General features: G+C 71.6%; 17 protein-coding genes. 5 read left to right on the top strand and 12 right to left on the bottom strand.

What is annotated here, in order from left to right; all coding sequences use genetic code 11:
• Positions 1-43: 43 nt before the first annotated feature.
• Positions 44-1,831 carry a sensor histidine kinase gene (locus tag MRBLMI1x_RS01350; RefSeq protein ID WP_363455206.1) on the top strand — a complete coding sequence of 596 codons (1,788 nt, stop codon included), beginning with the start codon at positions 44-46 and terminating at the stop codon, positions 1,829-1,831.
• Positions 1,832-1,840: 9 nt separating this feature from the next.
• Positions 1,841-2,470 (top strand): TrmH family RNA methyltransferase, encoded by a 630-nt coding sequence (locus MRBLMI1x_RS01345; protein ID WP_018187553.1) that lies wholly within the window; start codon positions 1,841-1,843, stop codon positions 2,468-2,470.
• Between the two features lie 10 nt (positions 2,471-2,480).
• Here MRBLMI1x_RS01345 and MRBLMI1x_RS01340 read toward each other — a convergent pair whose 3' ends face one another.
• The 3 genes from MRBLMI1x_RS01340 to MRBLMI1x_RS01330 are packed head-to-tail and all read right to left on the bottom strand — an operon-like array spanning position 2,481 to position 5,241.
• Positions 2,481-2,900 carry a hypothetical protein gene (locus tag MRBLMI1x_RS01340; protein WP_018187552.1) on the bottom strand — a complete coding sequence of 140 codons (420 nt, stop codon included), beginning with the start codon at positions 2,898-2,900 and terminating at the stop codon, positions 2,481-2,483.
• A gap of 60 nt (positions 2,901-2,960) precedes the next feature.
• Complete coding sequence (locus tag MRBLMI1x_RS01335; RefSeq protein ID WP_065571104.1) at positions 2,961-3,620, bottom strand: response regulator; 660 nt, start codon at positions 3,618-3,620, stop codon at positions 2,961-2,963.
• Positions 3,613-5,241, bottom strand: coding sequence for a sensor histidine kinase (locus tag MRBLMI1x_RS01330; RefSeq protein ID WP_363455201.1), 1,629 nt, complete (start codon positions 5,239-5,241; stop codon positions 3,613-3,615). The genes MRBLMI1x_RS01335 and MRBLMI1x_RS01330 overlap by 8 nt, the downstream gene beginning before the upstream one ends.
• 170 nt (positions 5,242-5,411) lie before the next feature.
• Between MRBLMI1x_RS01330 and MRBLMI1x_RS01325 the strand changes: the two genes are divergently transcribed.
• On the top strand, positions 5,412-6,932 hold the full coding sequence (locus MRBLMI1x_RS01325; protein WP_363455198.1) for a CitMHS family transporter: 1,521 nt from the start codon (positions 5,412-5,414) through the stop codon (positions 6,930-6,932).
• A 39-nt stretch (positions 6,933-6,971) separates the two neighbouring features.
• Here the strand turns inward: MRBLMI1x_RS01325 and MRBLMI1x_RS01320 are convergent, their stop codons facing one another.
• The 6 genes from MRBLMI1x_RS01320 to MRBLMI1x_RS01295 form a co-directional block, all read right to left on the bottom strand.
• The gene (locus MRBLMI1x_RS01320; RefSeq protein ID WP_363455195.1) at positions 6,972-8,399 is read right to left on the bottom strand and encodes an ATP-binding protein; all 1,428 of its coding nucleotides are present in this window, start codon (positions 8,397-8,399) and stop codon (positions 6,972-6,974) included.
• Between the two features lie 165 nt (positions 8,400-8,564).
• Positions 8,565-9,884, bottom strand: a complete 1,320-nt coding sequence (locus MRBLMI1x_RS01315) for an MATE family efflux transporter (RefSeq protein WP_020098510.1) — start codon at positions 9,882-9,884, stop codon at positions 8,565-8,567.
• Between the two features lie 44 nt (positions 9,885-9,928).
• Positions 9,929-11,347, bottom strand: coding sequence for a rhamnulokinase (locus MRBLMI1x_RS01310; protein ID WP_363455191.1), 1,419 nt, complete (start codon positions 11,345-11,347; stop codon positions 9,929-9,931).
• Positions 11,344-12,201 (bottom strand): alpha/beta hydrolase, encoded by an 858-nt coding sequence (locus MRBLMI1x_RS01305; protein WP_363455188.1) that lies wholly within the window; start codon positions 12,199-12,201, stop codon positions 11,344-11,346. The genes MRBLMI1x_RS01310 and MRBLMI1x_RS01305 overlap by 4 nt, the downstream gene beginning before the upstream one ends.
• Positions 12,202-12,208: 7 nt before the next feature.
• Positions 12,209-13,375 carry an L-rhamnose isomerase gene (rhaI, locus tag MRBLMI1x_RS01300; protein ID WP_363455185.1) on the bottom strand — a complete coding sequence of 389 codons (1,167 nt, stop codon included), beginning with the start codon at positions 13,373-13,375 and terminating at the stop codon, positions 12,209-12,211.
• Complete coding sequence (locus MRBLMI1x_RS01295) at positions 13,372-13,737, bottom strand: L-rhamnose mutarotase (protein ID WP_116227599.1); 366 nt, start codon at positions 13,735-13,737, stop codon at positions 13,372-13,374. The genes rhaI and MRBLMI1x_RS01295 overlap by 4 nt, the downstream gene beginning before the upstream one ends.
• A 105-nt stretch (positions 13,738-13,842) precedes the next feature.
• Here MRBLMI1x_RS01295 and MRBLMI1x_RS01290 point away from each other — a divergent pair, with 105 nt between their 5' ends.
• Positions 13,843-14,844: a LacI family DNA-binding transcriptional regulator gene (locus tag MRBLMI1x_RS01290; RefSeq protein ID WP_363455181.1), complete on the top strand. Its 1,002-nt coding sequence runs from the start codon at positions 13,843-13,845 to the stop codon at positions 14,842-14,844.
• A gap of 18 nt (positions 14,845-14,862) precedes the next feature.
• Here the strand turns inward: MRBLMI1x_RS01290 and MRBLMI1x_RS01285 are convergent, their stop codons facing one another.
• Complete coding sequence (locus tag MRBLMI1x_RS01285) at positions 14,863-15,807, bottom strand: hypothetical protein (protein WP_363455178.1); 945 nt, start codon at positions 15,805-15,807, stop codon at positions 14,863-14,865.
• 175 nt (positions 15,808-15,982) lie between these two features.
• Here MRBLMI1x_RS01285 and MRBLMI1x_RS01280 point away from each other — a divergent pair, with 175 nt between their 5' ends.
• Positions 15,983-18,277, top strand: a complete 2,295-nt coding sequence (locus MRBLMI1x_RS01280; protein ID WP_414685562.1) for a rhamnogalacturonan lyase — start codon at positions 15,983-15,985, stop codon at positions 18,275-18,277.
• Positions 18,278-18,332: 55 nt separating this feature from the next.
• Here MRBLMI1x_RS01280 and MRBLMI1x_RS01275 read toward each other — a convergent pair whose 3' ends face one another.
• Positions 18,333-19,637 (bottom strand): cellulase-like family protein, encoded by a 1,305-nt coding sequence (locus MRBLMI1x_RS01275; protein WP_363455172.1) that lies wholly within the window; start codon positions 19,635-19,637, stop codon positions 18,333-18,335.
• Positions 19,634-22,864, bottom strand: a complete 3,231-nt coding sequence (locus MRBLMI1x_RS01270; protein WP_363455169.1) for a DUF5107 domain-containing protein — start codon at positions 22,862-22,864, stop codon at positions 19,634-19,636. The genes MRBLMI1x_RS01275 and MRBLMI1x_RS01270 overlap by 4 nt, the downstream gene beginning before the upstream one ends.
• Positions 22,865-22,940: the final 76 nt, after the last annotated feature.

The following is a 22,940-nucleotide window of genomic DNA, read 5'->3' as shown; positions in this document are numbered from 1 at the left end:
CGCAGCGGATGAGGGGGCGGCGGGTGAGAGCATTGCCGACGGGATGAGCGTGCGATCGGACGAGCAGCAGACACGGCGACGGACGCCGCGCCTGCTGCTGCGGTACCTCGCCGCAGGCCTCCTCCTGGTCGTCGCGTCGGTCGGCAGCACGCTGTGGCTCGCGCAGACGGCGGAGTACCGCTTCGACCAGCGGTCATCGGATGCCGCCCTCGCCCGGAACGAGCAGATCCTCGACGAACTGAGTCTGTGGGCCGGCCGGCATCCGACCTGGGACGGAGTCGGACCCGAGCTCCTCGAACTCGCGCACGACACCGGCCGGCGGATCGCGCTCGTCGGGGGGGACGGAGAGCTGATCGCCGACAGTGCGCCGACTCTGCCGCGACCCGAGGAGTCGACGATGACGTTCGATCCGCTCGAGGAGTACGCCGAGCCGGGCACCCTCGAGCTGCGCCTGCACCGGGGGATCGTCGGCCCCTTTGGTCTCAGCGAGGATCAGCGGACGGCGCTGACCGCGCGCGCTGCTGACGTCCGCGCCTGCCTGGGAACGGCGGTCATCGGCTCGACCGTCTGGACGACGGGACGCCCGGTGGTGTGGGCCACGGACAACGCCCCGGATTGCGGGCGGACCCGACTCGACACCCCGCTGCCGTCCGAACAGGACGCTCTCGACGAACTGCGCGAACTCACGAACCGGTGCCTGCTCGACGCCAGTGCTCCTCCGATCGACCGTGTCGACCTCGACCTCTCGGCCGCGGCGGCGAGAACGGAACTCGCGTTCCGCACCGATCCCCCCGGGTCGGAGATCACCGCGGGATGCCTCCTCAGCGCACAGGTCGAGCAGGCCTCCGCCGTCACGGCGCCGACCGTCCAGATCGTCCTCACGAACCTCCGGGGGAACGTCCGCGGGCCCTTCGACGCGAGCCCGGGGACGATCGCACGACTCGCGATCGTCGTGGTCGTGCTCCTGGCTCTTCTCGCGGCCGCAGCCGCCATCATCCTCGCGCCGACCCTTCGGAGCGCGCGCAAGCTCGAAGACGCCGCCGACCGCTTCGCCGCCGGAGAGCGTGCGGGTCGGAGCGGAGTCGGTGCGACGGACGACCTCGCCCACGTGGGTGCGGCGTTCGACCGGATGTCGGCGGAGATCGCCAGTCACGAGACCGCCCGCCGCCGTCTTCTCGGTGACGTGGCACACGAACTGCGGAGCCCCCTGACGAACATCCGCGGCTGGGTCGAGGCCGCTGACGACGGGCTCGGAATGAGCGATGCCGAATTGCGGAGCCTCGTGCTCACCGAAGCGGGACGCATGGAGACCATCACGCGCGACCTGCAGCTGCTCGCGCTCGCCGAGACGGGCGACCTCGCCGTCGACCTCGCACCGGTGGATGCCGCCGAGGTCGTCCGCAGCGTCGTTGCGGCCCATCTCGTTCGCGCCGCGGCCGCAGACGTCACGCTGGCCGCCGACGTCGAGGGACCTCTGCCGATGCGCACCGATGTCGCGCGCCTCGGGCAGATCCTGAGCAACCTGGTGGGCAATGCTCTCCGCCACACCGCCGCGGGCGGGTCCGTGCGGGTCGGCGCGGGTGCGACGGGCGGAACCGTCCGCTTCGAGGTGACCGATGACGGCGAGGGCATCGCCGCCGACGACCTGCCGTTCGTGTTCGACCGGCTGTGGCGGGGAGACCCGGCGCGCACGCGGTCGGGCGAGAGCTCCGGACTCGGGCTGTCGATCGTTCAGGGACTCAGCCAGGCGCTGGGTGGATCGGTCGAGGTCACGAGCGAGGTGGGCGTCGGGTCCCGCTTCACCGTCCTCCTGCCACGATGCCCCGACTAACCTGGACCGGTGCCAGACCCGACCGAGCCCGACGCCGAGCCGCAGCTTCCGGTGGGGGTCGGGCCGTGGCCGGGCGAGTGGCCCGACGATCCGCACTACGACCGCGACCTGCTCGAGCACGGTGACCGCCGCAACGTCGTCGACCGCTACCGCTACTGGACGATGGCGGCGATCGTGGCGGACCTCGACGAAAAGCGGCATCCGTTCCACGTGGCGATCGAGAACTGGCAGCACGACATGAACATCGGCTCGATCGTCCGCAGCGCCAACGCGTTCGGCGCCGCCGAGGTGCACATCATCGGCAAGCGACGCTGGAACCGGCGCGGCGCGATGGTCACCGACCGGTACCAGCACGTCCGCCACCACGAGGACGTCGCGGCCTTCACGGTATGGGCGGATGCCGCGGGCCTTCCGGTCCTCGCGATCGACAACGTCGACGGCTCGGTTCCGGTCGACCGGGCGGACCTGCCCGAGCGCTGCGTCCTGCTGTTCGGGCAGGAGGGGCCGGGGCTGTCGCCCGAGGCGCTCGCCGCGGCATCCGGCGTCGTCGAGATCACCCAGTACGGGTCGACCCGGTCGATCAACGCCTCGGCCGCCGCGGCGGTCGTCATGTACGAATGGTGCCGCCGCTACGCGTGAGCCCGCGTCGTCAGGCCACGGCGTACCGGCGGGACCGCAGGTAGAAGGCGGCGAGCGTCACGGCGAGAGCGGTTGCCGGCACGGCGAGGACCGAGCCGACGAGCAGGAGCAGTCCCGCTCCGATGTTCGCGAATCCTCCCGCCGCAGCATCCTGGAGGGTCGTCACGGCGCCGAGGAAAATCGTCGCCCCCACCACCAGGTATCCCACCGTCGCGAAGGCGGAGACGACGGTGCTCAACCGGTGCAGCCACACGCCGACGATGCCGGTGACGATGGCGGTGCCGGCGGCGCCGGCGACCACGACGAGCTCGGCGAAGGTGCCGTCCGCTGTCAGCAGGTAGGTCGCGAGTGCCGTGGCTCCGATGGTCAGTGCGAGACCCGATGCGGCCATCAGAGCGGTCGCGAGTGTGATCCGGCTTGTGTTCGTCATGGTGGAGTCCGTTCCCCGAGCGGTTCCTGCGCGACACGGCCGTCGTGGCGTGGTGTCACCTTAGCCCGCGGCATCCGCCACGCGGAAGCGGTGCTCAGGGCGGCCCGTCGTGCCGTATCGCAGGCTGATCTCCACGAGCCCGCGCGAAGCGAGCGCGGTGAGGTGGCGCTGGGCCGTCGCGCGTGAGATGCCGCTGCGCTCGGCGACTTCGCTCGCCGATGCCTCGCCGTCGGCGAGGGCGCCGAGGATGGTCCGCTCCGTCGCCGACCGCGACACCGACGCCTGGTCGGAGGCAGCGCGCATCGCCGTCGCCGCGCGGTCGATCTGGTCCTGCGTGAGCGGGGCGGCGTCGGAGAGCAGGTTGCGGTAGCGCGCGTACCGGTCGAGGCGATCGGCCAGCGTTCGCGCGTCGAACGGCTTCACGAGGTAGGCGAGGGCGCCGGCGCGGAAGGCGCGCCGCACCGTCCGCGCGTCCGTCGCCGCACTCAGCACGAACGCGTCGACGCCGCACGAGCGCACCACCTCGATGCCGTCCCCGTCGGGCAGGTACACGTCGGCGAGGATCAGGTCGGGGGTGTCGGCCCGCACCGCCGCCAGCGCCTCGGCCGCGGTGCGGACCGGCTCGAGCGCGGTGAATCCGCGCACCCCCGTCACGATGTCGCGGTGCACGCCGGCGACGCGGAAGTCGTCGTCGATGATCAGCACACGGATGTCACTCATCGTCGCTCTCCTCGATCTCGCCCGGTCCCGCCGGACCCATCACCGCGGGTAGACGAGCCCCGAAGATCGCGCCGCCGTCGCGGCCGCCCGCGTCGATGATCCAGACCTCGCCCCCGCGTCGCCTCGCGAGCTCACGGGACAGCGGCAGCCCGATGCCGTGGCCGTGCACCTCCGTCTCGGTCTCCGACACCGTGCGCGCGGCGAACACGTCGCCGGGCTCCGTCACGCCGCCTCCCGAATCCGCCACCGTCAGGACGAGCTCGCCCCCGTCGAGCTCGTCGAGGAGGGTCACCTCTACCCAGGCGTCCGCCGACGAGGATGCCGCGGCCGTCACCGCGTTCCCCACGAGGTTCCCGATCACGGCGAGGGTGTCCTCCACCTCGCGCAGCGTGCTGCGCAGCAGGGTGTCGGGCCCGACGCGCAACTCGACGCCGCGTTCGCGGGCGCTCTCGGCCATCGCGCCGAGGAACGACTGCAGGACCGGGTCGGTCACGGCATCCAGCCCGGCCACCCGCAGGTCGACGGCGCCGCGACCCGAGACCTCGCGCAGGAAGTCGCGGGCCTCCTCGCCGCGGCCCGCGTCCAGCAGACCGGATGCCGCGTGCAGGCGGTTCGCGAACTCGTGGCGCTGCGCGCGCAGCGCGTCGGTCAGGGTGCGGACGCCGTCAAGACGCTCGGTGAGGGCGAGCAGATCGGTCCGGTCGCGGAGGATCGCCGCGGTGCCGAGTGCGCGGGAACCGCGGCGCACCGGGCGGACGTCGACATAGACGATGCGGTCGCCGACCGCGAGTCCCGACGGCGCGCCCCCCGTGAGCGCATCGCGCACCGACGGGTCGACCGGGACGTCGCGAAGGGCGGTCCCAGGCGCGGCGGCGACGCCCAGCATCCGCGTCGTCGCCTCGCTCCACACGCGCACGGTGCCGTCCGGGTCCACCGCGACGACACCCTCGTCCGCGCTCTCGAACACGGCGGTCTGCGTCTGGACGAGTGCCGCGAGCTCTTCGGGCTGCAGCCCCAGCGTCACGCGCTCGAGCCGCCGACGCATCAGCAGCGCCGCGACCGCGCCGAGGGCGAGGGCCAGCACGACCGCGACGGCGATGCCGGTGAGGAGGGCGGGCAGATCGCGGAACACGCTGGCTCGCTCGAATCCGACGCTCACCTCTCCGACCGGCCGGTCGCCGTCGCCGGGCGCGTACACCGGCACCTTGGCGCGTGCGGATTCGCCGAGCGTGCCGGACTCCCACGTCACGACCTCGCGCCCGGCGAGGGCGTCGTCGAAGCTCGTGCTCACGACATCGCCGAGCCGGTCCGGGTCGGGGTGGGCGAGACGGATGCCGTGATCGTCGGTGATCACGACGAACAGCACGTCCGTACGGTCCGAGACGGCGGTGGCGTACCCCTGCAGAGGGCCGCCGCGAAGCTTCGCGGCATCCGGCGTGCCGGGGTCGGCGGAGTATTCCGCGACCAGCTCGCGGACGTCGGGGGTCGCCGCGACGCTCCGGGCGATGTTCAGCGCCGAGGACTCCGCTTCGGCGCGCAGCTGCTGCACCCCGAGGAAGAGGAAGACGCCGGCGCACGCCGCCACGACGCACACCTGCGTGACGAGCTGGAGGACCAGCATCCTGCTCCCGAACCGCACCCGACCACCTCCTGCGCACAATGAGCGAAAGCCACGTTACGCGCACAACGCGGGGGAATGAGCCTTAGCGCGCGCCCTGGTTCACGGCATCCCTACGATCGCGTGACCAGGCACCGAACCCGCCGGAGCCGCTTCACGACGAAGGAGTCGCGATGAGCATCGTGCATACCGAGGCAGCCGAGTACCCGGTGGCCTTCACCCCACCCGACACCGTCCTGGTCATCCTGGGCTTCGTGATGGTCCTGACCTTCATGGCGCTGATCATGACGAGGCGCCTCACCCCCATGGTCGCGCTCATCACCGTGCCGACGATCTTCGGCCTCTTCGCCGGCGCGGGTCTCGGCCTCGGCGACATGGTCATCGACGCGATCGGCGACCTCGCACCCACTGCGGCGCTCCTCATGTTCGCGATCATGTACTTCGGCATCATGATCGACGTCGGGTTGTTCGACCCGCTCATCCGCCTCATCACCCGCCTGCTGGGCGACGACCCCGCCAAGGTCGTGCTCGGCACGGCGATCCTCGCCGGTGCGGTCTCGCTCGACGGCGACGGCTCGACCACCTTCATCATCACGACGTCGGCGATGCTGCCCATCTACCTGCGGCTCGGGATGAGCCCGGTCGTCCTCACCTGCGTCGCGGGCCTCATGAACGGCACGCTGAACATCGTCCCGTGGGGCGGCCCCACGGTGCGCGCCGCCTCGGCGCTCGGCCTGCAGCCGACCGACATCTTCGTCCCCATGCTGCCCTCGCTGGCCACCGGCCTCGTGATCTCCCTGCTGTTCGCCTGGTTCCTGGGGCTCTCTGAGCGTCGCCGCCTGGCCGGATCGGTCGACACGTCGCGTCTCGAAGCCACGGCCGGCGACGGACGCCTCGGCGCTCCCCGCCTGTTCCGCGGCGCCGAGAACAAGCCCGGCGCGCTCGCGCACCTGCGCACGGGCAACATCGTCACCGTTCGCGGCGCCCGCAACGCGGTCGACGCCGCGAAGCTCGTCGACACGGCCGACACCGCGATGGCCGACACCCTGCTCGACCCGAACCGTGCCTCGCTCCGGCCGAAGCTCATCTGGTTCAACCTCGTGCTGACCCTCGCCGTCATGGTGATGCTCGTGCTCGACATCTACCCGCTGGCCTACGTGTTCATGGTCGGTGCGGCCATCGCACTGATCGTGAACTTCCCCCGGCTCAAGACGCAGGCCGATGAGATCGTCGCTCACGCCCCCAGCATCGTCGGCGTCGTCTCGATGGTCCTCGCCGCCGGCGTCCTGGTCGGAGTGCTGAACGGCACCGGCATGGTGTCGGCGATGGCCAGCTGGGTGACCGAAGTCATCCCGCCGTCGCTCGGACCGTTCATGGCCGTGATCACGGGCATCCTGTCGATCCCGTTCACGTTCTTCATGTCGAACGACGCCTTCTACTTCGGCATCCTGCCGATCCTCGCCGAGAGCGCGACGACGTACGGCATCGAACCCGTCGAGATGGCGCGCGCCTCGATCACCGGCCAGCCCGTGCACCTGCAGAGTCCGCTCGTCCCCGCGATCCTGCTGCTCGTGTCGCTCGCCGGCGTGAACCTCGGCGACCACCACAAGAAGGTCCTGTGGCGCGCCGTGGTCGTCTCGCTCGTCATGCTCGCCGTGGGCGTCCTCGTCGGGTCCATCCCGCTGATGGCCTGAGTCCTGGCGCGGGTCAGGCGAACACGCGAGAGGGGCGCATCAGTAGTCGGCTCCGAAGCGGATGCTGCTGGTGACGCCGTGCGGGCCTGCCGCGTCGGCGGCGGCCTCACCGCCGAACAGCACGCGGGAGATTCCCCGGGTGTCGTCGATCATGGCGTCGAGCGCGGTGGCCAGGTCGCCGTCCGTGACGTCTCGGTCGTCGGACACCGCCCGGAGCACCGCGCGTCGGATGACCTCCTTCGCGAAGGATGCGGTGACGCCTTCGGCGCGCTCGGCGGCGCGCTCCAGCGCCTCGGCGGAGAACGGCAGGTCGCTCCCGTACACCTGGAACAGTCGCTGACGGGCGGACAGTTCGGGCAGCGGGATCTCGAGCGCGAGGTCGACCCGGCCGGGGCGTGCGGCGAGGGCCGGCTCGAGGATCTCGGCGCGGTTCGTCGTCAGGACGAAGGCGACGTCGGCATCGCCGTCCAGACCGTCGAGAGCGTCGAGCACCTCGAACAGCAGCGGCTGCAGTCCGAAGTCGCCCCGATCGGCGGCCACGAGGTCGACGTCTTCGAGGACGACCAGAGCGGGGCTCATCGCACGTGCGAGTGAGGCGGCCTCGCCGATCAGCCCGAGTGCGGCGCCCTGCAGCAACACGACCGTCGTTCCGGGCGTCTCGTGGATGAGGTGGCGGATGGTCAGGGTCTTGCCGGTTCCGGGAGGGCCGTACAGCAGCACGCCCCGCTTGAGGTGCTGGCCGCGGGCACGCAGCTCGTCGGCGCGATCCCCGATCTCGACGACGTGAGCGCGGATGCGGTCGAGCAGGCCCTCGGGCAGGATCACCTGATCGGCGGTGATCGTCGGCCGCTCGAGGAACGTCATGCCCCCGACGCCGCTCGCCCCGTACTCGCTCCGCGCGAAGCTCACGACGTTGCCGCGGACGACGCTGAGCTCGTTCATGAGCCGACGGATCTCGGCCAGAAGCCTGGGCGCGACCTCCGGCGTCGCGGTGATGACGTCGAGTGTCGCCTCGCTGCGGCCGGCCCGCGGGTCGGCAGCCCGTTGCAGCGCCGCGACCGGCACTCCCTCGAAGCGGAAGAGGTGCACTGCAGTCGACTTCGTCTGCCGAGTCGTCGTCGGACCGGTGGCGACGGTCACGTACTCGACCGGGCCCGGCTGGATGCGCGCGTAGGGCGATGCGAGGAGGCCGGCGAACTCCTCGTGCTGCAGGTGCTGCCCACCGCGGATGCCGACGACCTCGGCATCCGTTCCGCCGATCGCATCGACCGCGAGATCCAGGTCGACGAGACGATGCGGCGGGACCGCTTCCGTGACCATCGGCAGTTGGGCCGGGTCAGCGCTCAGGTGGTCGCGCACCCGCTCGCCGAGGGGGGTCAGCGGGGCGGTCTCGACCTCCGGCATCCGATTCACGCGCTGGATGAGGCGGTGGAAGTCGCGGAGGAAGTCGTTGTCACGGGAGTCCATGCCCGCACTCTAGGGGAGTGGGGTGACACGCGAGACCGGGCACCGGAGGCCGAACCCGGCCGTGCAGCGGAGATCGGCGTTCGAGCGGGCTCGTCACCCCAGAGCCGTCCGCGGAAAGGCAGATCTCCGCGGAAGCGCCGCCTGCCGCAGGACTGACGCCACCGCTCAGACCGCGGCGGTCATCCACTCCGAGCGGCGCACACGCCAGCCGAGGGTGCCGAGGCGCGCGAGCATGTAGACGCCGAAGAAGCACGCCGCCAGCCAGGCGAGGCCGCCCGATCCGCCCGGGTGCAGGGCGATCACGATCGCGAGGGCGGGCAGGTACGGCAGGAGGTTGAGGCCGCCCGCGATCGCGAGGTACTTGGCGTCGCCGGCGCCCATGAGCACGCCGTCGAGGACGAATACCACTCCGCACACGGGCTGTGCGATCGCCAGCACGAGAAGGGCGGGCACGATGAGGGCCGCGAGTTCGGGGTCGCCCGTGAAGGCGAGCCCGATCACGCCGGACAGTGCCGCGATGATCACCCCGACGATCACCCCGAACCACGCGCCCCACGCGACCGTCCGGCCGAGGACGCGCCGGACGAACGGTTCGTCACCGGCTCCGAGCCCGCGCCCGATCAGGGCCTGCGCCGCGATCGCGAGCGCGTCGAGCGCGAAGGCCGCCGTCGAGAAGATCGTGAAGGCGACCTGCCACCCGGCGAGCTCGGCGGTGCCGAGCCCCGTCGCGACCGCGACCGTCGCGAGCAGGGCGACGCGCAGCGACACGGTCCGCAGGAACAGCCACCCGCCCGACCGCGCCGATCCGCGCACCCCATCGCGCTGAGGCAGGACGGATGCCGCGTGCCGCCGCGCGAGCCGGCCGATGACGACGACGTAGGCGGCGACCATGCCCCACTGCGCCGCGACGGTGCCGGCGGCGGAGCCCGAGATTCCCCACCCGAACCCGTAGATGAAGAGCCAGTTGAGCAGGGCGTTGGCGCCGAAGCCGAGCCCGGCGATCCAGAGCGGGGTGACGGTGTCCTGCATCCCGCGCAGCAGCCCGGTCGCGGCGAAGACGATGAGCATCGCCGGCAGTCCCCACATCGACAAGCCGAGGTAGGCGATCGCCTGGTCGGTCACATCGGGACCGGCGTCGAAGAGCCCCACGAGCCACGGCGTCGCGAGCGACCCGACGAGGGCGAGCAGTGCGCCGAGCCCGAGCGCGAGCCACAGGCCGTCGATGCCGACGCTCACGGCGCTCTTGCGGTCGCCGGCTCCGAAGCGACGAGCGACGGCGGGCGTCGTCGAATAGGCGAGGAAGACCATCAGCCCGACGATCGTCTGCAGGATGGCCCCGGCGATGCCGAGACCCGCGAGCGGAACGACGCCGAGGTGGCCGATCAGGGCGGCATCCACGATCAGGAACATCGGCTCGGCGACCAGCGCGCCGAGCGCGGGCACGGCGAGGCGCAGGATCTCGCGGTTCAGGGTCGGCGCAGGCATGATTTTCAGCCTAGGGGTGACGAGTGGCTCAGCCCGCCCGGCGGTCAGCGAGCGCCGGGCTCGTACCGCCGGGGCTCGTGCGTGCGGGCGACGAGGTCCCGCAGGGCTTCGAGCGAGCCCGAGACGAGCCCCGCGGCCCGCGCCTGCACGAGGATGTTGCCGAGCGCGGTCGCCTCGACCGGGCCCGCGAGCACCGGGACGCCCGCCCGATCGGCGGTGCGCCGGCACAGCAGCTCATTGAGCGACCCGCCGCCGACGATGTGGATGACGCGCACGTCGACCCCGCCGATACGGCCGGCCTCGTGCGCGGCGTCGGCGAAGGCCTGCGCCAGCGACTCGATGATGCTCCGGGCGATCTCGGCCCGGCTCTGCGGGGCGGCGACGCCGTGCTCCTCGCACCACGCCGCGATGCGCGCCGGCATGTCGCCCGGGGGCAGGAACCGCGCGTCGTCGACGTCGAACACGGCGACCGGGCCGGGCACGTCGGCCGCCGCGGCCAGCAGGTCGGCGAGCTCGATCTCGTGCCCCTCGCGCTGCCAGCCGCGGACGGTCTCGCTGAGGATCCAGAGACCCATGACGTTGCGGAGCAGTCGGGTGCGTCCGTCGACGCCGCCCTCGTTCGTGAACTTCGCCTCGCGGGCCGCGTCGGTCAGCACCGGGCGGTCGACCTCGACGCCCACGAGTCCCCACGTGCCGCACGAGATGTAGGCGGCATCGCCCGACGCCATCGGTACGGCGACGACGGCGGATGCCGTGTCGTGCGACCCGACGGCGGTCACGGCGGTCCGCGGGGCGCCGAGGCTCGCGGCGACCTCGGCGGTGAGGGATCCGAGTGTCTCGCCGGGGGAGATGAGCGGGGTCAGCAGGTGCTGGGGGATGCCGAGGGCGGCCGCCAGATCGGCATCCCATTCGCCCGTGTCGGCGCGCAGGAGACCGGTCGTCGACGCGTTCGTCCGTTCGGTGCGCGCCTGGCCGGTGAGCCAGTACCCGATGAGGTCGGGGATGAGCAGGGCGTGCTCGGCGAGGCGCAGCACGGAACGGTCCTCCGCGGCGAACTGGTAGAGCGTGTTGAACGGCAGGAACTGCAGGCCGTTGCGGGCGAAGAGGGCCTCATGCGGGTGGGACGCATGGACCGCCTCGACGCCGCGCGTCGTCCGCTCGTCGCGGTAGTGGAACGGCTCGCCGAGCAGGCGCGAGCGCGCGATGAGGCCGTAGTCGACGGCCCAGGAGTCCACGCCGATGCTCGCGACGTCGTCGCGCAGCGCCTCGCGGAGTCCGTCGAGCACCGAGCCGTAGAGGCCCAGAATGTTCCAGTGCAGGCCGTCCGAGACCCGCACCGGGTCGTTCGCGAACCGGGCGACGGTGCTCGTCTCGAGCGTGTCGGAGCCGACGTTGCCGACGATCACCCGACCGCTCGTCGCACCGAGGTCGACGGCGACGACGGTGCCCCCCGCGGTGCTCACGGGGTGAGGGCCGCCAGGCGCGCGGCGAAGCGGGCCAGCGTGAGGGATGCGGCATCCCCCTCGTCGGGACGGTTGAGGTGGCCGTGGTCGGTGCCGGGCTCGATCACGTGCTCGACGTCTCGGCCGGCCGACGCGAGGGTCCGCGCGAAGTGCTCGCTCGAGACGCGGAGCTCGTCGACGTCGCCGGCGACGACGAGCGTCGGCGGGAACTCGGCGAGGTCCTCGTGAGTCGCGAGCCCCGGGATGGCCGCCAGCGGCGCGTCGACGACCGATCCGCCGAGGTAGTTCTCGTACATGCCGCGAACGGCATCCGGCCCGAACCGGTCGGCCGCGGGTCGGGCGTCGAGCGCGGCGCGGAGCTCGCCCTCGGGTGCGGGCTGCTCGGCCAGCAGCGTCGGGTAGGCGAGCAGGACGAGCGCGGGCAGGTGTCGATCGTTCTGGATGAGGCGCAGGACCGCCCCGGTCGCGATGTTCGCACCGGCGCTCGCACCGCCGATCGCGAGCCGAGCCGGATCCACGCCGAGCGTCGCGGCCTCGGTCAGCAGCCAGTCCCAGGCCGCAAGGGTGTCGTCGGATGCCGCGGGGAACCCCGCGCGCTCGCGCCCAGGTTCGGTCGCGGGTGCCTCCCACCCGTCGGGCAGCGGCGCCAGGCGGTAGTCGACGGAGACGACCGTGGTCCCGGCATCCGCCAACGTCCGTGCGACGTGGTCGGCCTCAGGCATGTCGATGTCGCCGGCGGCGAACCCGCCGCCGTGCAGCCACACCAGTCCCGGGGTCGGGCGCTCGAGGACGCGGGCGGGGTAGACGCGGACGAGGCCGCCGGCAGCGCCGAAGGGGGTGGGGATGTCGCTCATCGGTCGATCATGCACCCCAGCCGGCTTGCGTGCCGCCGACGCGCTCGTCGGCGATCTTCTGCAGGTGACCGGATGCCGCGAACGTGGCCATCGGGTCGGCGGGAAGCCCGCGCGACTCGCGCCACTCGGCGAGGGCGGGGCGGACGTCGGTGTAGAAGGCGTCCATGAGGATGCCGTTGGCGCCGAGCACGTCGTTGGCCTGCTGCGCGGCATTCAGGGCGTCGCGGTCGATGAGCAGGGCGCGCGCCGTCATCTCCTGCACGTTGAGCACCGAGCGGATCTGGCCGGGGATCTTGTCCTCGATGTTGTGGCACTGGTCGAGCATGAAGGCGACGTCGGGGTTGCCCAGCCCACCGCCGCGGACGACCTCGGTGAGGATCCGGAACAGCTGGAACGGGTCGGCCGAGCCCACGATGAGGTCGTCGTCGGCGTAGAAGCGCGAGTTGAAGTCGAAGGACCCGAGCTTTCCAAGACGGAGGAGCTGCATGACGATGAACTCGATGTTGGTGCCGGGGGCGTGGTGGCCGGTGTCGAGGCAGACCATCGCCTTGTCGCCGAGGGCGGCGACCTGGGCGTAGGACGTGCCCCAGTCGGGAACGTCGGTGTGGTAGAACGACGGCTCGAAGAACTTGTACTCGAGGACGAGACGCTGCGCGTCGCCGAGGCGGGCGTAGATCTGCTGCAGCGAGTCCTGCAGGCGGTCCTGGCGTCCGCGCATGTCGTTCTGGCCGGGGTAGTTCGACCCCTCGGCGAGCCAGATCTTGAGGTCGCGCGACCCCGTCTCGTGCATGATGTCGATGCACTCGAGGTGGTGGTCGATCGCCTTGCGGCGGATCGCCTCGTCGTGATGGGTGAGTGCGCCGAACTTGTAGTCCTCGTCCTGGAACGTGTTCGAGTTGACGGTGCCCAGCTGCACGCCGAGGTCCTCGGCATGGCGGCGGAGGGCGGCGTAGTCGTCGACCTTGTCCCACGGGATGTGCAGCGCGACGGTCGGAGCCAGCGCGGTGTAGCGGTTGACCTCGGCGGCGTCCGCGATCTTCTCGAACGGATCGCGCGGCGTGCCGGCCGTCGCGAAGACGCGGAACCGGGTGCCGGAGTTGCCGAACGCCCAGCTGGGCAGTTCGATGGCCTGCCCCTCGAGCTGGGTGAGGATGTCGTGTGACAGCGTCGTCATGAGGGGTCGCTTTCTGAGGGGGCGTCGGCGGTGGCCGCCAACTGGTCGTGCAGGTTGAAGACTTCGGCGAGTGGGGTCGCCGCCTGGTCGGGGCGGCCCTCGAGGCCGACGAAGTAGCGGGCCATCTCGGCCTCCCAGCGTGCGGCGACGGGGGAGGCGGCGAGGTAGGCCTGCGCCGCGGTGTCGTCGTCGACCTCGTAGTAGCCGAACAGGCGCCCGCCGTCGCCGAGGAACAGGGAGTAGTTGCGACGACCGGATGCCTCGATCTCGGCGAGCATCTCGGGCCAGACGGGCGTGTGGCGTGCGACGTATTCGTCGATCAGTGCAGGGTCGATCTGCAGCTGGAAGGCGACGCGGATCATGTCACTCCTTCGTGAGGCCGGTGCATCGTCGGGGAAGCGTTTCATGAAACGATTCAAGATTCAGAACAGTAACGTGGGTCCGAAGCATCCGTCAAGGCAGGTCATGTGGCAGTCAGTGTGAAGGACGTCGCTCGCGCGGCAGGAGTGTCGGTGGGGACCGTGTCGAACGTCCTCAACCGGCCGGCGAAGGTATCCCCGGCGACCGTGGAACGCGTGCACGCGGCCATCTCGGCGCTCGGGTTCGTCCGCAACGACGCCGCGCGCCAACTGCGCGCCGGACGCAGTCGCACCGTCGGGCTCGTCGTCCTCGATACGGCCAACCCGTTCTTCGCCGAAGTCGCCCGCGGCGCCGAAGAGCGCGCCGCGGCGCACGGCGTGACGATCCTCCTCGGCAGCAGCGGGCAGGATGCCGCCCGCGAGAACGCCTACCTCGACCTGTTCCGCGAGCAGCGCGTCAACGGCGTGCTCCTCACCCCGTTGGCCCTCGACGACGCACGCGCCGAGACGCTCGAGACCGCCGGCGTCCCGATCGTCCTCCTCGACGCCGAAGCGGACGGCGATCTGCCCTCCGTGGCCGTCGACGACGTCGAGGGCGGATACCTCGCCGTCCAGCACCTGCTGCAGCAGGGGCGTCGCCGCATCCTGTTCGCCGGGGGACCGGCATCCGTCCGCCAGGTGGCGGACCGTCTCGACGGGGCGCGGCGCGCGCTCGCCGAGGTGCCCGAGGCGTCGCTCGAGGTCGCCGCGACCGACGAGCTCACGGTGCTCGCGGGGCGGCTCGTCGGCGAGCAGCTGGCCCGACGCGACGCGGCCGAGCGGCCCGACGGCGTGTTCTGCGCGAACGACCTGCTGGCCGTCGGGGTGCTGCAGGGTGCCGGCATCCTCGGATCGCTGCGCGTCCCCGAGGACCTCGCCCTCATCGGCTATGACGACATCGATTTCGCGCAGTCGACGGTCGTTCCGCTCAGCTCGATCCGTCAGCCCGCGCGCGAGATCGGCGCCGCGGCCGTCGACGCGCTGTTCGCCCTGCTGGAGGACCCGGATGCCGAGCCGCAGCGCATCCGCTTCCGCCCCGAACTCATCGTCCGGGCGTCGACCGGGGGCTGAGGCGCGGGCGGCCGGGCGTCAGCGCGCGGCTGAGCGCACCAGCGAGGTCAGGAGCGCTGCCGCGTACTCGCGGTTGTCGGCGGTGATGGCGGGCACCGCCGGGGCGCGATGGTCCGACGCGATGCGGAAGCCTTTGGCCTCGGCATCCCACGTGATCTCCGTGATGTCGGCGAGCGGCGTCCGGTGCACGTCCTCCATCAGGTCGCGCGAGTAGAGCGCGGCGTCGGTGATCGCGATGCCGTAGACGCCGGCGAGTGTGGCGCTCGACAGCGAAGCGAGGGGGCGGTCGGATGCCGGGAGTTTCCACTTCGCGGAGAGCTTGGCGAGGTGCTTCGCGTCCTTGGGTCGCGAGGGAAGCGAGAAGTCGGTGGACAGCCTGCTGGCGAGCACCAGCTCCTCGACGGTGGCGGGCGCCTCGACCGGCGGGTCGGTGACGGCGACCGTCCCGCGCACCGTGTCGATGACGGCGGCCAGATAGCGCGCGACCGCAGGACGGTCGTCGGGTGCCAGCACCCGCTCGGTCGGGGCGAGATCGACCGGGGTGTCGCGCACGCGCAGGGCGGTCCCCTCGATCCGGATCTCGGACGTCCCCAGTGAGGCGAGGCTGAGGGGGATCGCGTCGAGGTCGTCGACGCCCTCGACGTAGAGGGAGCGATCGGTCACGAGCACACCGCGGGAGTGGCGCCGGCCGAGCAGATCGAGGGTGTGGAAGCCCCAGAACAGGACCGGTAGATCTCCGTCCGAGACGGCTCCGCGCAGGTACATCTGCTCGACCGCCTTCCAGAACACGGCTTCGGCGTCGGCGTAGTCGGGGTGGTCGGTCTGGCCGGCGCGGAACACCAGCCGGCTGATCGCCTCGGGCGTCTCGACCGCCGACACCTCGGCGATCAGGCGGTCGAACAGCTCCCGCCTGCCGGGGCTGAGGGTCTGGAGGTACTCGGTGAGGTTGCTCGGCCCAGGCATGGCTCGTCCCGTCGTCGGTTCCGGATGTCGTGGCCATTGTGGCCGGTCCCGGGGTTTCGCGGGAAGGGGAGGCGCGAGCGCTCCCGTGCCCCCATTGACACGATTCAACGCCGCGCATAGGCTCGGCGAACGACTGGGGAAAACGCATTCCATCACGAGTTCAAGGGTGAACAGCATGAGAAGACCCGTCCGCACATCCGTCGTCGCTGCGCTCGCCGCAGCGGCCCTCCTCATCCCGGCGCAGGCCGCGATGGCGCACCCCGGCCATGGGCCGGGAAAGCCGAAGCCCGGCACGTCGCCACAGCTCGAGAAGCTCGACCGCGGCCTCGTCGCTCTTCCGGGCGAGGACGGTGTCCACCTCACGTGGCGCCTCTTCAAGAGCGAGGCGACCGGCGCGTCGGCGACGGGCCTCACCGGCACCGACTTCGTCGTGAAGCGCGACGGCAAGCGCGTCGCGACCGTGACGGACTCGACAACCTACGTCGACCCGGACGGCACCGACCGTTCGACCTACACGGTCTCGCCGCTGCAGGGCAAGCGCGAGGGCAAGGCGTCCGAGAAAGCGACCGTGCAGGGGTCGCCGTTCCTCGACATCCCGCTCACGAAGCCGGCTGACGGCGTGACCCCCGCGGGTGAGGCGTACACGTATTCGGCGAACGACGTCTCGGTGGGCGACGTGGACGGCGACGGCGCGTACGAGTACGTCGTGAAGTGGGACCCCTCGAACTCGAAGGACGTCTCGCAGGTCGGCTACACCGGCCCGGTCTACATCGACACGTACGAGCTCGACGGCACGCTGCTGAACCGCATCGACCTGGGCGTCAACATCCGCGCCGGCGCGCACTACACGCAGTTCCTCGTCTACGACTTCGACGGCAACGGCAAGGCCGAGATCATGATGAAGACGGCGCCGGGCACGAAGAGCACGGAGTTCAAGAAGGGCAAGGCGAAGAAGGCCGAGTACGTCACGATGCCGAAGGCCGACCGCAAGGCCGGCTATTCGCACTCCGACGACTACCGGTTGAGCGCGGACGACTACGCCGCGCACCTCGCCGACGTGTTCCAGGGCTGGTCGGAGCGCCCCGAGGTCGTGTCGGGTCAGTGGCCCGCCACGATCGAAGAGGCGCTCGGCACCGAACCGACGCACGACTACCCGCTGTCCCGTGCTGACGCGGAGGAACTCGTCGACTACTTCATCGACGTCTACGCCCCCTCGCGTTCCGCCCGCAACGTGCTGCGGAACTTCGAGGGCTTCATCGTCGACGGACCCGAGTATCTGACGGTGTTCGAGGGCAAGACCGGCAAGGAACTCGAGACGGTCCGCTACGAGCCGGGTCGCGGTGACGACGGCCTGCTCTGGGGCGACTACGCGATGTCGCGCATCGAGCCGGGCAACCGCGTCGATCGCTTCCTGTCGGGCGTCGCCTACCTCGACGGAAAGCGTCCGTCGGCGGTATTCGCCCGCGGCTATTACACGCGCTCGACCGTCGCGACGTACGACTGGAACGGGAAGCACCTCACGAAGCGCTGGTTCGTCGACAGTGGTCACGTCCCGATGACGAACCCGTTCAACGACGGTCCGCACGGCCGCGACGGAACCGATCCCGAGTACGGCACGCTCACGACGCAGGGCTTCCACAGCTTGAGCGCCGCCGATGTCGACGGTGACGGCAAGCAGGAGATCGTCTACGGCTCCGCGACACTCGACGACGACGGCAGCCTGCTCTACTCCTCGTTCGACACGATGCCCCCCGGCAGTGCGACGCCCGGCGAGAACGTGCGCCTCGGTCACGGTGACGCGATGCACGTCGGCGACTTCGACCCGGGCCGCCCCGGCAAGGAGATCTTCACCGTCCACGAGGGCGGCTCGTACGCCCCGTACGGGACGGCGATGCGGGATGCCGCAACGGGCGAGGTGCTCTTCGGCGCCTATTCGGGCAAGGACACCGGCCGCGGGATGGTCGGTGACGTCCGCCCGGACGTCCCGGGCATCGAGGCGTGGTCGAGCATGCCGGCGGGAACGGATGCCTCCGGCCTCCTCTCCGCGGACGGCGACGTCCTGCAGTCCACCAACCCCGGCACGAACATGTCGATCCGCTGGGCCGGCGACCTGACGACGCAGATCGTGAACGGCGCGCAGACCGTGACCCCGACGATCGACGACTGGACGCGCGGGACCCTGCTCACGGCATCCGGCACCCTCACCAACAACGGCACGAAGGGCAACCCGTCGCTGGTGGCGGACGTCCTCGGCGACTGGCGTGAGGAACTGCTCGTGCGGACGGCCGACTCGTCGGCGCTGCGCATGTACGTCTCGACCGAGCCGACCGAGCACAAGCTCTACACGCTCATGCACGACCCGCAGTATCGGGCCGAGATCGCGCGTCAGCAGACGACGTACAACCAGCCCGCGTACACGGACTTCTACCTGGCGTCCGACATGTCGTTCGCGGACGTGCCGCTGCGCTGACGGGTGACGTGAGTGGGGGCGGATGCCGGTGGCATCCACCCCCTCTTCGTGTGCGTCAGCGCGAGCGGACGAGCGCGTTCACGCGCTGCTGCCAGTCGCGCAGTTGCCACATCGGGTGGTGCGGGGCGGCGTTCGAGCAGAGGACGACGCCCCACACGCCGCGGTCGAGGGCGGTACGGATGCCGTGTTCCGCCAGCTCGCGACCGGTCTCGGACTCCTCGAACCCGCCGTGCAGCGGCGTGTAGCCGACCCAGCCCTCGCCGATCAGTGCCGGCACGCCCTGCCAGCGCGCCCACTCGGCGATCGCGATGACGCGGGACTCGATCTCGCGGTGCATCACCTCGGCGTAGCGCGGGTATTCGTCGTCGAGCCAGGCGTCCCAGGCCGCGGCATCCACCCAGTCGTAGCCGTAGATCATCTGGTCGGTGACGACCGTGGCGCGCAGCTTCCACTCGGCGGGCCGGCCGTACTCGGCGGGCGTGGGCGCATCGGCGCGCAGCAGGGCGCCCAGGTCGTCGTTCGGGAAGTCCCCGCTCCCCTCGGAACGGATGTCGATGCGCTTCTGGAGGGCGTCGAGCACCCCGTAGCTGTAGACGTGGCACTGCGCGGCCGAGAGGGTGGCGGGCAGCTGGTGCATCGCCAGGTGCGGCGGCTTGCCGATGCCCGCCGTCACGATCAGGTCGGGATGCCGCTGCTGCAGCCCTTCCAACGCGGTCGCCCCGCCGTCGGTCACCGCCGGCAGGATCGAGAAGTCGACCTCGTTGTGGATCTCGACGAGGGCGATGAGGTCGCGGGCGCCCTGTTCGTCGATCCACGCGAGCATCCGGTCCCACGCCTCCGCGAGCACCCGGTAGCGGTCCTCCAACGGCACGGCCTCGACGGCCTCGAACCACCGGGGTGACGCGGCGAACGCGCAGGACTGCTGGTACTCCCAGCTCGAGAGGATCAGCACGAGGCCGTGCCGCCGCGCGGCGGTGAGCAGCGTGGCGAGGTGTGCGCGCACGTCGATCGCGTAGCCGCCGGGGGTGTCGTACCAGCGCGTGCGCTGCCCGTAGTACCCGCCGGATGCCGCGGCTCCGAGCCCCTCGATCGTGAGGTCCCGGGAGAGGTCGTCGAGGCCCAGGTCGCCGAACAGCAGCAAGGGAGCGGCGCAGATGCGGATCGCGTTGTAGCCGAGCGACGCGGCGTCGGCGCACGCGGCATCGAGGTCGGCGTACACGTCTCCCTCGCCGGCGCGGGTGTACCAGGAGAAGTCCCACAGTGTGATCGCGAGACGGTCCGGGAGGTGTGCGGGAACGGGTCCTGTCGGTCCGTACGGGTTTTGGGGAAGGTTGCCCGACCCCAGGTAGCGATCGGTCATGCGTTCATCCTCTCGTTCGCGATGGTGCGGCCGTCGGCGGCCAGGTCGCGCAGCGCGGCGGCCTGCGTCCGGCGACGGTCGGCGGTGTCGAGATCGAACACCAGGAGCTCCGGCAGCGAGGTCGCGAAGTAGTCGACCTCGTCGGGTGCGGCCTCGATCTGTGCGGCACGCGCGTCGAGCGCATCCCAGATCGCCTCGGCGGCGGCGGTCTCGCCCAGACGTGCGTGCGCGACGCCGATCCAGAACGTCGCTTCGTCGGCGGGGCGCGGAGCGACCGCGAGCGGCGTCGCCGCACAGGCCCGCTCCCAGGCGGCGCGGACGGCCGCGTCGTCGCCCGCGAGGCGGTGCGCGTCGCCGAGGGCAACGAACCGTTCCGCCTGTGGGACGGCGGGATGCCGGCCCTCGCCGAGATTCGCGGGGGCGTCGATCCCCGCCTCGAGCAGGGCGACGGCGGCATCCGCACGGCCCGCGGCGCAGAAGCGTCGCGCCATGAGGCAGGCCGCGCGGTCGTAGGCGGCCAGCACGATCCCCTCGCCGCCCTCGAACGGGCGGAACACGCGCGTCGTCAGGATCTGCCACGCGTCGTCGACCCGGTCGGCGTCGAGCAGCAGCCCGACATGGGTGACCGCGAGGTCGTCGCGGGCGTCGAGCGCGGCGGGGTGGCGTTCCATGAGCGCAAGGCGGGTGGCGGCATGCGTTTCCGTCAACTGCGCGAGAAGGTCGCGTTCGAGGACGAGACGCGGGTCGGGGCGGTGGGCGAGCGCGGTCTCGTAGAGATCGGCTGCCTGGGCGGGGTCGCCGCCGGTGCGGACTGTCGCGAGGGCGAGGTTGCGCAGCAGGACCGGGTCGTCGCAGCCCAGGTCCCGCGCGCGCTGGAAAGCCGCGTGGGCGTCGTCGTCGCGCCCGGCGTCGAGCAGCCAGGCGCCGAGCATCGCCGCGGCGGCGGAGGACCCGGCCGCGGTGCCCGCGACGAGGGCATCGAGCTGGTCGAGCCCTGCGGGGAAGGCGCCGCCGAGGTCGAGGAGGTCGGCGGCGGCGCGCTCAGTCGCGGCCAGATCGGGGCGCCCGGCGGCATCCGCCCAGGCGGCGCGGAGGATCAGGCGGACCGGCTCGAGGTTGCCGAACCCGGCGTCGCCGGTCGCCTCGCGCTCGGTCGCGGCGAGGGCTTCGTCGAGCGCGCCGGCGCGGGCGAACTCGGCGCCGGCGTCGAGCGCGGCGCGCGGGTCCGACGGCGCCGGCCCGTCGGAGAGCAGCGCAGTGATCGGGTCGAGCGGGTCGGCGGCGACGAGATCTTCGAGCGCCGTCGCCTCGTCGTGACTCCCGAGTCGGCGCAGCGTCAACACGCGCAGACGGCGCGCCTCGGGAATCGCGTCGGCGGCGTCCGTGAGTCGGAGCGCGTCCGACGCGCGCCCGCCCGCGAGCGCGAGGCGAGCACGGGCGAGGGATGCCGGCGCCGCCCACACCGCGTTCCACGCCGCCCGCGCGAACCGCCGATCGGCCGCGTCGCGCTCGCCGAGGCGCTCGAGCGCGAGCCCGAGCAGGTAGTGCGCCTCGCCATCGCGGGGGTTCAGGTTGCGGCGGGTCTCGCGGGCGACGGCCGCGTCAAGATGTTCGCGCGCCGCGGCGTACTCGGCTCGGGCGAGGTGCCACGCGCCGAGCATCGTGCGGGCGCGGGCATCGTCGGGATCGCGCCGCAGCGCCTCGCGCAGGTAGGGGAGCGGTGACCGGGTGGGATGCCGGTACTGCACCAGATGCGCCGCCGTGAGCAGCAGCTCGTCGGTGCCCTCGATGCGTTCGGGCGCCTCGGGCGCCGTCGCGACCCAGGGCTCCGCGGGCTCGGCGTCCCGGCGCACCCACCGGACGAGGATCGCATCGTCGGCGACGACCGTGACCTCGACCGCGGTTCCGGTGACCTCGACGACGGCGGGGGTGTCAGGGCCGATCGCGACGTCCGTGATCCTCGTGTCACCGCCGTCGACCCTGACCTCGACGCGCGCCGCTCCGTGCGCACGCGTCGTGAGGACGCCGATGCGCGACCGGCCGCCCTCGGTCGTGACCGAGACCGCGGCATCCGTCGTCGCCTGCCGCACCGGACCGATGGCGTGCACGGGGAACCAGTGCTGCGAGAACGTCTTCGTCTCGCCGGGCATGAGCCACGCGAAGTCGGGCTGGTTGTCGGTGTACACCCCGGCCATGAGCTCGACGTAGGGTCCGTCGGTGTCGGTGAGCTGGTCGTCCCACGCGCGTCCGATGGGGCCGTCGCCCCACGTCCACTGCTTCTTGCCGGGCGAGATCGCGGGGTCGGCCCAGTGGACGAATCCGGCGTCGGCGGCGTGGTCGTAGCCGCCGAAGAAGCCGTCCTCGGTGTCGGTGATCATGTACGAGGTCGGCACGGGGATGTTGCTGTACACGTCGATGCGGTCGGCGCCGGGGCGCTCGGCGGCGAGGGCGGGATAGTCGACGCCGTAGTACGCCCGGTCGGCGTGCGGGAACGCGGTGATCGCGCGGCGGGCGTGGTCGGCGACGAAGCGGACGTCGTCGGGAAAGAACGACTGGTACTGCTCGTGGGAACGCGCGGCGACGTTCGCCCACCACAGGAAGGTCTGCGGCACGTCGGTGCAGTTGTGCAGGCGCACGTCGAGCTCGATGAGTGAGGATCCGGGGCGCAGCCGCACGCCGTGGACTCCCCGCATCCGCTGCAGGGGATCGAGGTCGCTGTGCCAGACGATCGCGCTGCCGTCGTCCTCGCGCTCGATGCGGCTGTCGACGGGGAGGAACGTGGCGGGGCGATGGTGCTGGGGCCAGTTGAACTCGACGCCGCCCGAGATCCACGGGCCGGCGAGGCCGACGAGGGCGGGCTTGATGACGTTGTTCCGGTAGAAGAAGTCGTAGCCCGCGACCTTGTCGTACCCGATGTGGATGCGTCCGCCGAGCTCGGGCAGCAGCATCAGCCGGACGTACGCGTTCTCGAGGTGGATCGCCCGCCACACCCGCGGCTGCTTCTCGTGCGAGATGGATTCGATCATCGGCAGCGGATACACCCGCCCGCTCGAGCCCTGGTACACGCGCCGGTCGAGGAACGCCGGGTACGGATCGGGGTCGCCCGGCTCGTAGGTGTCGATGACGGCGTCTTCGGACCAGCACGCGACCCCGCCGACCGCGAGCAGAGCCTGCTGGTCGGCGGGGGCATCGGGGAGCAGGATGCGGCTGGGCGCGGCGTCGGGCATGGGGCGAATCTATGCGGGGCGGCGAGCTCGGGCCATGGGTTCGCGTGCGGTCGACATGGACGATTCGACGATGCGG

It is taken from the genome of Microbacterium sp. LMI1x-1-1.1 (genome assembly GCF_040676205.1).
GTDB lineage: Bacteria > Actinomycetota > Actinomycetes > Actinomycetales > Microbacteriaceae > Microbacterium > Microbacterium aquilitoris.
The sequence above is the reverse complement of the archived record's forward strand: the minus strand, read 5'-3'. Positions and strand labels throughout refer to the sequence as shown.

Bases quoted from the DNA above. Each gene is read 5' to 3' on its own strand.
- MRBLMI1x_RS01350 (WP_363455206.1), top strand. From the start codon at position 44: ATGAGCGTGCGATCGGACGAGCAGCAGACACGGCGACGGACGCCGCGC.
- MRBLMI1x_RS01340 (WP_018187552.1), bottom strand. From the start codon at position 2,900: ATGACGAACACAAGCCGGATCACACTCGCGACCGCTCTGATGGCCGCA.
- MRBLMI1x_RS01335 (WP_065571104.1), bottom strand. From the start codon at position 3,620: ATGAGTGACATCCGTGTGCTGATCATCGACGACGACTTCCGCGTCGCC.
- MRBLMI1x_RS01330 (WP_363455201.1), bottom strand. From the start codon at position 5,241: ATGCTGGTCCTCCAGCTCGTCACGCAGGTGTGCGTCGTGGCGGCGTGC.
- MRBLMI1x_RS01325 (WP_363455198.1), top strand. From the start codon at position 5,412: ATGAGCATCGTGCATACCGAGGCAGCCGAGTACCCGGTGGCCTTCACC.
- MRBLMI1x_RS01320 (WP_363455195.1), bottom strand. From the start codon at position 8,399: ATGGACTCCCGTGACAACGACTTCCTCCGCGACTTCCACCGCCTCATC.
- MRBLMI1x_RS01315 (WP_020098510.1), bottom strand. From the start codon at position 9,884: ATGCCTGCGCCGACCCTGAACCGCGAGATCCTGCGCCTCGCCGTGCCC.
- MRBLMI1x_RS01305 (WP_363455188.1), bottom strand. From the start codon at position 12,201: ATGAGCGACATCCCCACCCCCTTCGGCGCTGCCGGCGGCCTCGTCCGC.
- rhaI (WP_363455185.1), bottom strand. From the start codon at position 13,375: ATGACGACGCTGTCACACGACATCCTCACCCAGCTCGAGGGGCAGGCC.
- MRBLMI1x_RS01295 (WP_116227599.1), bottom strand. From the start codon at position 13,737: ATGATCCGCGTCGCCTTCCAGCTGCAGATCGACCCTGCACTGATCGAC.
- MRBLMI1x_RS01285 (WP_363455178.1), bottom strand. From the start codon at position 15,807: ATGCCTGGGCCGAGCAACCTCACCGAGTACCTCCAGACCCTCAGCCCC.
- MRBLMI1x_RS01280 (WP_414685562.1), top strand. From the start codon at position 15,983: ATGAGAAGACCCGTCCGCACATCCGTCGTCGCTGCGCTCGCCGCAGCG.
- MRBLMI1x_RS01275 (WP_363455172.1), bottom strand. From the start codon at position 19,637: ATGACCGATCGCTACCTGGGGTCGGGCAACCTTCCCCAAAACCCGTAC.
- MRBLMI1x_RS01270 (WP_363455169.1), bottom strand. From the start codon at position 22,864: ATGCCCGACGCCGCGCCCAGCCGCATCCTGCTCCCCGATGCCCCCGCC.